Raw genomic sequence first — 9514 nt, 5'->3', positions numbered from 1 at the left:
CCGTTTTCCTGCGGAAAACGGATCTGACCCCGGAAGCACTGCGCCGTTGGCTGGACAACACCTGGCGAGGCCGCAAAAGAAAACGCCCCAGCGCAGGGCCGGGGCGTTTTCGTGCCTCAGGTCAGGCAGGTATCAGAATTCCTGCCAGTCTCCATCAGCCAGTTCGGTGGCCATGGATCGGCCGCCAGTGCTGCGGCGGGCCGGCGGTGCGGCCGCTGCCGGAGCCGGGGCTGCCGGTGCCGACGCGCGCGGTGCCGGTGCGCGCGTGGCGACCACGGCTTCGGCTTCGTCGACCACGAAGATCGAGACCGCCTCGCTGAGGTGGCCCGCCTGTTCTTCCATCGCACGTGCGGCGGCGGTGGCTTCTTCCACCAGCGCGGCGTTCTGCTGGGTGGTTTCGTCCATCTGCACCACGGTCTGGTTGACCTGTTCGATGCCGGCGCTCTGCTCCTGCGAGGCAGCAGAGATCTCGGACATGATGTCAGTGACGCGCTGCACCGAGGCAACAATTTCGCCCATGGTGGCGCCGGCCTTGTGCACCAGTGCCGAGCCGTCGTTGACCTTGCCGACCGAGTCGTCGATCAGGCCCTTGATTTCCTTGGCGGCGGCGGCCGAGCGCTGGGCGAGGGTGCGCACTTCGCTGGCGACCACGGCGAAACCACGGCCCTGTTCGCCGGCACGGGCCGCTTCCACCGCGGCGTTCAGCGCCAGGATGTTGGTCTGGAAGGCAATGCCGTCGATGACCGAGATGATTTCCGCGATCTTCTTCGACGAGGCCTGGATGGCCGACATGGTGGTGACCACCTGGCCGACCACTTCGCCACCCTGCGATGCCACGCCATGCGCGCCGATGGCGAGCTGGTTGGCCTGGCGGGCGTGCTCGGCGTTCTGGCGCACGGTGGAGGTCAGTTCTTCCATCGAGGCGGCGGTTTCTTCCAGGTTCGCGGCCTGCTGTTCGGTACGGCGCGACAGGTCGCTGTTGCCGGAGGCGATTTCACCGGCGGCCGAGCTGATCGCACGGCTGGACTGCTTGATGCGGGTGACGATCTCGCTCAGCTGCGCGGCGGTGGCATTGGCATCGTCGCGCATGCGGGCGAACACGCCCTGATAGTCGCCGTGCATGCGCACGGTCAGGTCACCCTGCGACAGTGCGGCGAGCAGGCCGGAAATCTGTTCGATGCTGCCCGAGTTGGCGTCCAGCAGGCCGTTGATCTGCTGGGCCAGCTGCAGGAAGAAGCCTTCCTTGTCGTTGGCATCGATGCGGCCGGACAGGTCGCCGGCAGCGGCCTGGGCGATCACCCGTGCCACTTCCGCCTCGACCTGCGCTTCCTGGGTGCGGTCGCGCCATTCCACCACGTAGCCGACGGTGTCGCCGTCTTCGTTGCGGATGGTCGACACGACCTGGGCGAACTGGGCATCGCCATACTGCATCGGGCGGCGGGCAACGCCATGCTGCTTGAGGTTGGCCAGCAGGGTGTTGTCCATCTCACCACGGTGCTCGAGCACGGTGACCGGCTTGCCGACCAGCGAGGCGTGGACGTCGAAGTCGGGCAGGTCGCGGCGCAGCTCGTCCTGGTACTGGGCCAGGGTCTGCTGCAGGGCGCGGTTGCTGTAGACGATGGTGTTGTTGGGGTCGGTGAGGTAGACGCCGGTCGAGCTGTAATCCAGCGCGGTGCGGATGCGCAGGTTCTCGCGGGCGATGGCCTGGTCGGTTTCGGTGCGCTCGCGCAGGTCGCGCTGCATGCGCTGCATGGCCTGCATCAGTTCGCCCACTTCGTCCTGGCGGCTGACGTCGATATGGCCATCAAGCTTGCCACCGGCGACGTCGTTGGCGACCGAGACGGCGCCACGCACGCTGCCGACCAGGGCACGGGCGAACAGCCACACCAGCACCAGGCCGAGCGCGGCGCCGCCGAGCAGGGCGATGACGGTCARCACGGCCGAGGCGGAGTAGGTGGAGGCGGYTTCGTCGCGCGAGGCGCGGGCGAGGCGGTTGTCTTCGGCGATCAGCGCTTCAAGCGCAGCGCCGGCCTTGCGGTGTTTGGTGCGGGTCTCGCCGACGAAGGTGTCGATCGCATCGTCGGGCAGGTCCAGCTCCAGCATTTCGGTGACGCTGTCATAGGAGGCCAGCGCGTCCTTCCAGTCCTTGGCGAAGGTGTCGAACAGCTTCTTCTGCTGTGCGTTGTCGACCAGCTTCGGATAGTCCTTGATCGACTTGTCCATGCTGGTGCGCAGTTCGACGGCCTGCTTGCGGGCGTCGGCCTTGACGTCGTCGCTGGCGCGGATCAGCTGCTGGTAGGCGCTGTTGCGGTACTCGCCGAGCATGCCGCGCATCTCGCCGGCCATGCGGATGCYTTCCATGCGTGAACCAGCCAGTTCGGTGGTCACGTTGTTCAGCGAATGCAGGCCACGGTAGGCGACGATGCCCTGCAGCAGCATCACCAGCAAGAGGACACCGAAGGTCAGCATGAGCTTCGGCATCAGTTTCAGGTTGTTGATCCACGGCATGGGCGTTGCGATCTCCTAAGGCAGACGCGGCCGGGCGCGGGGCCCGGTTGCAACAGCCACGCCGGCACGCTGGCCGGCGCGGTCTGACGGACAGCGGATTACTTGATGTTGGCCAGCTTCAGGCTGGACGGCGAGCTGACTTCGATTTCCGCGCGCGAGGCGTCGCGCTGGATCTTGCCGATCACGCACACGGTCTTGCCTTCCAGGGTTTCCAGCGGGAAGGAGAACTTGCCGCGGTTCTCGCCGGCGATGCGTGCCGAGAAGGTGTGGCGCGGGAAGGCACCGCCCATGTACAGGAAGGTCGGCTGGCCTTCGGAACCTTCTGCGAAGCGGGCCTTTTCGACCTTGCCGCAGACCATGCCGTCCTTGCCGACGGCGCGCGGTGCCATCTCCGGCGGAATCATCTCGGCCGACTGCGCGAAGGCGGAGGAAGCGGTGGTGGCCAGGACGGCAGCCGAAACGAACGCAAGCAGGGACTTCATCGGGGTGATTCTCCGGGGATGGTGATGGTGGATCCGGCCTTGGCGCGTTCCTGCGCGACCGGCTTCTGTCCCCCTATCGGCGTGGATGAGGGGAACTGAAGGGCTGCGTAACAGAAACGTGAAAAAGGTCCGTTTGCTCAGGCGGCAGCGTCTTCGACGACGTTGGTCTGACCCATGTCGGCGCTGTCCAGCAGGGTTTCGATATCCAGCAGGATCAGCATGCGGTCGTCGTGGGTGCCGATGCCGGAGATGAAGCGGGTGTCGACGGCGGCGCCGAATTCCGGGGTCGGGCGGATCTGCTCGGCCGACAGCGGGATCACGTCGGAGACGCTGTCGACCACGATGCCGACCACGCGGTCTTCCACGTTGAGCACGATCATCACGGTGAAGGCGTCGTAGCGGGCGTCTTCCAGGCGCAGCTTCAGGCGCAGGTCGATCACCGGCACGATGGTGCCGCGCAGGTTGATCACGCCCTTGATGTAGTCCGGGGCATCGGGGACGCGGGTGACGGCGTCGTAGCCGCGGATTTCCTGCACCTTGAGGATGTCCACGCCGTAGTGCTCGGCACCGAGGGTGAAGCTGAGGAATTCGCCATCGGCGCCGGCGGCGGAGCTGTTCTTGTCGTTCATCGAGGGGTCCTGGTTCTGCCGGAAGTGCCGGTGTCAGGCTCGATATCGGCCCCTGGGTGGGGGACTTTAGGCATCTGGTAGTGCCGGCCGCTGGCCGGCAATCCTGCATCCACGCATGGCGCGGATCTACCTGGGAGGGGGGTGGCGGCCGCTGGCCGGCAGTTCCTGCATCCACGCATGGCGTGGATCTACTGGCACCGGTATCCACGCGGTTTCGAGGTTGCCGGCCAGCGGCCGGCACTACCCGCCGTGGGGGTGTCAGAGCTCGCCGTTGCGGCGTGCCTTGCGCTGGCGGTCGATGCGGAAGATGTAGCGCTGGATGGCGCTGTCGCCGCCGCGCGGCAGGTCGTCGAAACGCATGCCGACGCGCTTGACCTCGGTGCCGTTGGGCAGGCGTTGCGGCAGCAGGTTGCAGACCACCAGTTCGATCTGCAGGTCCGGGYCATCGGGCATCGACAGCTGCGCCCGGTAGCGCTGCTGCAGGCTGAAGATGGCGCAGTCGGTGGGCACGGTTACCGCCAGGCCGCCGCCACTGATGTCCACCACCCGCATCGACAAGGCTTCGGCGCGGGCCTCGCCCGGTGGCAGCAGCAATTGCGGTGAGTCGGTGATGGGGGTCTCCAGCCGGTACAGTTCGCGTCGCTGCAGGTGCACCAGTTCATCGGGCAGCGGTGCACGGAACGCCACATGGCCCTCGTTGTCCACGCGCTGCAGGTCATGCAGGCGGAAACGCACCAGTACCCGTTCCAGCTGGGCGAAGCAGAGCAGGTGGTCGGACTGTTCGGCGGCGCGGTTGGAAGCCTCCTGCGGGCTGCCATCGAGCAGCAGGAAATCCTCGTCGTCGTCCAGTTCAAGCAGGGCGGTGGGGAAGGATCGATCGCGGCCGTCGATATGGGCGTTGATCAGTGATCGCTGGTCGATCAGTGAACGCAGCAGCTGCCGCACCTGGCGGGGGTTGCGGACCAGGAAGCGATCATCCGCGGCGTCGGCCGCATGGACTTCGGGCAGTGCAGTGTCGTGGCCGTCGGACATGGAATCTGTGGTCAGGGGCGGGCGCCGACGCGTGTGGGCGCGTGGCTCGAAAGAGGTATCGGCTGCGTTGCGGATTTATGTAGCACCGAACGCACTCGTTTGCTCCGTTGTGCCATGCCCGCGGCGGTCGGGCAAGCGTGGTGCCCGGGCCGGGCATGGCCCGGCGCTGCCTTTCCGCTGACGGGGTGGCGCGCGGCCACCCCGATGCTGCGATCAGAACTCCTGCCAGTCGCCGTCACCGGCCAGGGCCGGCTGCGCAACGGGCTTGCGCACGCGCGCGGGTGCGGCGATGGATGCGGGCGCCGCCTTGCGCGGAGCACTGCTGGCCACGGCCATGGCTGCGCGCGGTATCGCATTGCCCGCGCTCGGTGCGGCCAGGCGGAAGCGTGCGACGGCCTCGCCCAGCTGTGCGGCCTGGTCTTCCATCGCCCGCGCTGCGGCGGTGGCTTCTTCCACCAGCGCGGCGTTCTGCTGGGTGGTTTCGTCCATCTGCACCACGGTCTGGTTGACCTGCTCGATGCCGGCCGACTGTTCCTGCGAGGCGGCGGAGATCTCGGCCATGATGTCGGTCACGCGCTGCACCGACGCGACGATCTCGCCCATGGTGCTGCCGGCCTGGTGGACCAGGCTGGAACCCTCGGCGACCTTGCCGACCGAKTCGTCGATCAGSCCCTTGATYTCCTTGGCGGCGGCGGCCGAGCGCTGGGCGAGGGTACGCACYTCGCTGGCGACCACGGCRAAGCCACGGCCCTGTTCGCCGGCACGGGCCGCTTCCACTGCGGCATTCAGCGCCAGGATGTTGGTCTGGAAGGCGATGCCATCGATGACCGAGATGATCTCGGCGATCTTCTTCGAGGAGGCTTCGATGGCCGACATGGTGGTGACCACCTGGCCGACCACTTCACCGCCCTGCGAGGCCACGCCGTGCGCACCGATGGCGAGCTGGTTGGCCTGGCGCGCATGTTCGGCGTTCTGGCGAACGGTGGAGGTCAGTTCCTCCATCGAGGCGGCGGTTTCTTCCAGGTTGGCCGCCTGCTGTTCGGTACGGCGTGACAGGTCACTATTGCCCGAGGCGATTTCGCCTGAGGCCAGGGTGATGCTCGAGGTGCTGGCCTGGATCTGGCTGACGATCTGGGTCAACTGGGCGACGGTGGTGTTGGCATCGTCACGCATGCGGGCGAACACGCCGTGGAACTGGCCGTCCATGCGTGCGGTCAGGTCGCCCGCGGCGATGGACTGCAGCAGCTGCGACAGCTGGCCAAGATTGCCGTCGGCGACCTCCATCATGCTGTTGAGCTGCTCGATCATCACGCGGAAATCGTGATCGAAGCGCTGCGCATCGCCGCGCTGGCTGAAGTCGCCGGCGGCGGCGGCCGATGCCAGCTGCTGGATCTGCGTGTTGATGGCCAGCAGGCTGGCCTTGGCCGCATCCATCGATTCGTGCAGGATCGCGCGGCTGCCCGGCAACCGGCGCGCATCGGGGGTGAGGTTGCCGGTGGCGTACTGGTTGAGCACATCGATGGCATCACGGATCGCATCGAGGTGTTCGAAGATCACCGTGTTGATGCCGCCGGCGAGCTGGCCATAGACGCCCGGGAAGTCTTCCGGAATGCGGTGGCTGATATCGGGGCCGGCATGCATCTGTGCCATCAGCTGGGTCTGCTCGGAGAAGCGACGCAGCATCGCGGTCATCTCCGCGGTGGCCGCCAACATGCGACCCGCCTCATCCTTGCCGGTGGCCTGGGTAGTGACGCTGAGATCGCCGCGGGCGACGGCCTGGATGGCGTGCACGGCCTTGCCCAGCGGGCCGACCACGGCGCGCGAGATGATCACGGCCAGGGTGGCGGCGACCACGACCAGCAGCACGATGGCGGCGATGATGGCCAGCATGCTGTTGCGGTGGGTCGCGTTGGCGTCGTCGATCTTGCCCTGCATCTGGGTTCCCAGCAGCGCACCCAGCGCCTTCAGGTCTTCAAAGGCTTTGCGGCGCAGGGGGCGCGACTGCTCATCGGAAATCTGCCGGGCCGCTTCGCCATCACCGGCGGTGGCCGCTTCGCGCAGCTTGGTATTGGCGGCGAAGTAGCCATCGACGTCGGCCTGCACGGCCTGGTACAGCGCGCGTTCCTTGTCGCCGGCCGGCAGTTTGGCATAGGCCGCCAGCTGCTCGCGCACCACCGCAGCGGTGTCGTTCATGCGCTTGTTGTAGTCGGCGACCTTCTCCGGCTGGTCCAGCATGCTGATCTGGGCCAGCTCATAGGTGCGGAACTCACCCAGCTGCGAGCGCACTTCACCGAGGTACTGCACCGATGGAATGTCGTTGGTCGCCATCGAGGTCAGCTTGGCGTTGGCTTCGGACAGGCGGACCAGGGCGAACGCACCCAGCACGACGGTCATCAGGGTGGTCAGGGTGAATCCCACAGCCAGCTTGCGGGCGATGGGCAGATCGTGGAACCACTTCATGCAGGGTGCTCCAAGGTGGGCAGAATACCGGCGGCGGCGCCGCGGGCAAAAGGTCGTTGCAGGAGGGAACGGTGGTGCCGGGTGAAGGATCGGTGACTGCCGTCAACCCGAGATAGCGGCGCAGCTGCGCCGTACTTTATGGACCGATGTCACATTCGCTGGCGTAGGGGAAACCAACGGAAAGCAAGCAGTGGCGGGGCTTTCGCCGTGGCGGCGTGGTTTCAGGCGAAACCATGCGCCCGATCAGGTTCACGACACAGGACGACGGAGTTCACAGTTGCGGGCGCCGCCGCGTTGCGCGTGGGTACGATTGCGGCCTGCGCCCGCGCGCAAACGAAAACCGCCGCCCCGGAGGGCGGCGGTCAGGTACAACGTGTAGCGCAGCTCAGGCGGCCTGCGGTACCCGCAGCGAACGCACCAGGCCGCCGATGTCGACGATCAGGGCGACGCGGCCATCGCCGAGGATTGTGGCACCGGAGACCCCGCCGATGCGGCGGTAGTTGTTCTCGATGTTCTTCACCACGACCTGCTGCTGGCCGACCAGTTCGTCCACTTCCAGCGCGATCTTCTGGCCATCGCCTTCAACCACCACCACCAGCGATTCACTGCCGGGTGCACGCTGGCCATAGCCGTAGTACTCGCTCAGCGACAGGATCGGCAGGTATTCGCCACGCACGCGCAGCACGCGGCCTTCGCCGGCCATGCTGCGGATGTCGTCAGGCTGCGGCTGCAGTGCTTCAAGCACGTAGGCCAGCGGCAGGATCAGGGTTTCGCCGGCCACCGCCACGGTCATGCCGTCGAGGATGGCCAGGGTCAACGGCAGCCGGATCAGCGTACGGGTGCCGGTGCCGAGGCCGCTTTCAATCTGCACCTCGCCACCGAGCGCCTGGATGTTGCGGCGGACCACGTCCATGCCCACGCCACGACCGGACAGGTCGGTGACCGCATCGGCGGTGGAGAAGCCGGGCTGGAAGATCAGGTCCCAGACCTGCGAGTCGGTGGGGTTGTCCGGTACGGCCAGGCCGCGTTCCTGCGCCTTGGCCAGGATCTTCTCGCGGTTCAGGCCGCGGCCGTCGTCGCTGACTTCGATGACGATGTGGCCGCCCTGGTGCGAGGCCGCCAGGGTGATCGTGCCGGTCTCGTCCTTGCCAGCATCGCGACGCACGTCCGGCATTTCCAGGCCGTGGTCGATGGAATTGCGGACCAGATGCACCAGCGGATCGGCGATCTTCTCGATCAGGCCCTTGTCCAGCTCGGTGCCTTCGCCGATGGTGCGCAGGCGCACGTGCTTGCCCAGGCGGCCGGACAGGTCGCGGACCAGGCGCGGGAAGCGGCGGAACACTGCGTCGACCGGCAGCATGCGCACGCCGATCACAGCCTCCTGCAGGTCACGGGTATTGCGTTCAAGCAGGTCCAGGCCGGCGAACAGGCTCTCGGCATGCACCGGGTCCAGCGCGTGCGAGACCTGCTTGAGCATGGCCTGGGTGATGACCAGCTCACCGACCAGGTTGATCAGTGCATCGACCTTGTCGACGCTGACACGGATGGAGGTTTCTGCTTCCTGGCTGGCCCCGGTGCTGGCCGTCGGTGCGGCAGCGGCGGGCGCAGGGGCAGCGACCGGCGCGGCAGCCGGTGCCTGGGTGGCCAGGCTTGGTGGTGCGGCCGGACGGATGTCCAGTTCGCAGTCGTCCAGCACCCAGGCGAAGGTGTCTTCGATCTTGCTGCGCGGCACCTTGCCGACCAGGCCCAGGTCCCACGCCAGGTGGGCTTCAAGCGGGTCGAGCTGGGCGAAGCCGGGCAGGCGATCCATGCGCGCGGCCACCTGCAGCGAACCCAGGTGTTCCAGTTCGCGGATGATGCGCAACGGGTCGTTGCCACTCATGAACAGTGACGGCGCCGGGGTGAAGCCGATCTGCCAGGCTTCCGGCGTGTCGTCCACCTTGCTGGCGGCAGCGGGTGCAGCGGCGGCGGGTGTCTGGCCGGACAGCACCGCTTCCAGGCGCGCCTTCACCGCAGCGACCGCTGCAGGATCGGCGGGCTGGCCGTGCTCGGCCTCGCGCAACAGGGCGCGCAGTACGTCCACCGACGACAGCATCGCATCGACGGCGTTGCCTTCCAGTGCGCGCTTGCCGGCCCGCAGCTCATCGAGCAGCGTTTCCAGCACGTGGGTCAGCCCGGCGATGGCATCGAAGCCGAACGTGCCTGCGCCACCCTTGATGGAGTGGGCGGCACGGAACACCGAGTTGATGATCTCCGGGTCCTGTTGTCCCGATTCCAGGGCCAGCAGGCCAGCCTCCATGGCGTCGAGGCCTTCGCGGCTCTCCTCGAAGAAGGTGGCGTGGAAGCGTTGCAGGTCCATGCTCATGGCAGTGGCAATCCGGAAGCGAAGAGGGGGAGCAGTGC

The 9514-nt window shown here is 67.0% G+C and carries 6 protein-coding genes; all 6 read right to left on the bottom strand.

All coding sequences use genetic code 11. The annotated features are described in order from the left end of the window. Positions 1–132 precede the first annotated feature (132 nt). Complete coding sequence (locus AC1DJN_RS09140; RefSeq protein ID WP_478039112.1) at positions 133–2508, bottom strand: methyl-accepting chemotaxis protein; 2376 nt, start codon at positions 2506–2508, stop codon at positions 133–135. Between the two features lie 98 nt (positions 2509–2606). Further along, positions 2607–2990 carry a hypothetical protein gene (locus AC1DJN_RS09135; protein WP_025878966.1) on the bottom strand — a complete coding sequence of 128 codons (384 nt, stop codon included), beginning with the start codon at positions 2988–2990 and terminating at the stop codon, positions 2607–2609. A 137-nt stretch (positions 2991–3127) separates the two neighbouring features. Next, positions 3128–3619, bottom strand: coding sequence for a chemotaxis protein CheW (locus AC1DJN_RS09130; protein WP_025878967.1), 492 nt, complete (start codon positions 3617–3619; stop codon positions 3128–3130). Between the two features lie 258 nt (positions 3620–3877). Beyond that, positions 3878–4651: a flagellar brake protein gene (locus AC1DJN_RS09125; RefSeq protein WP_478039111.1), complete on the bottom strand. Its 774-nt coding sequence runs from the start codon at positions 4649–4651 to the stop codon at positions 3878–3880. A gap of 213 nt (positions 4652–4864) precedes the next feature. Further along, on the bottom strand, positions 4865–7111 hold the full coding sequence (locus AC1DJN_RS09120; RefSeq protein ID WP_478039110.1) for a methyl-accepting chemotaxis protein: 2247 nt from the start codon (positions 7109–7111) through the stop codon (positions 4865–4867). A gap of 385 nt (positions 7112–7496) precedes the next feature. Then, positions 7497–9476, bottom strand: a complete 1980-nt coding sequence (locus AC1DJN_RS09115) for a chemotaxis protein CheA (protein ID WP_282280120.1) — start codon at positions 9474–9476, stop codon at positions 7497–7499. Positions 9477–9514 lie beyond the last annotated feature (38 nt).

Source organism: Stenotrophomonas sp. 05L414_2 (assembly GCF_056397905.1).
Note: the sequence above shows the minus strand (reverse complement) of the source record. Positions and strands in the feature narration are given on the sequence as shown.

Excerpts from the sequence above, each read along its gene's own strand:
- AC1DJN_RS09135 (WP_025878966.1), bottom strand. The coding sequence starts at position 2,990 with ATGAAGTCCCTGCTTGCGTTCGTTTCGGCTGCCGTCCTGGCCACCACC.
- AC1DJN_RS09130 (WP_025878967.1), bottom strand. The coding sequence starts at position 3,619 with ATGAACGACAAGAACAGCTCCGCCGCCGGCGCCGATGGCGAATTCCTC.
- AC1DJN_RS09115 (WP_282280120.1), bottom strand. The coding sequence starts at position 9,476 with ATGAGCATGGACCTGCAACGCTTCCACGCCACCTTCTTCGAGGAGAGC.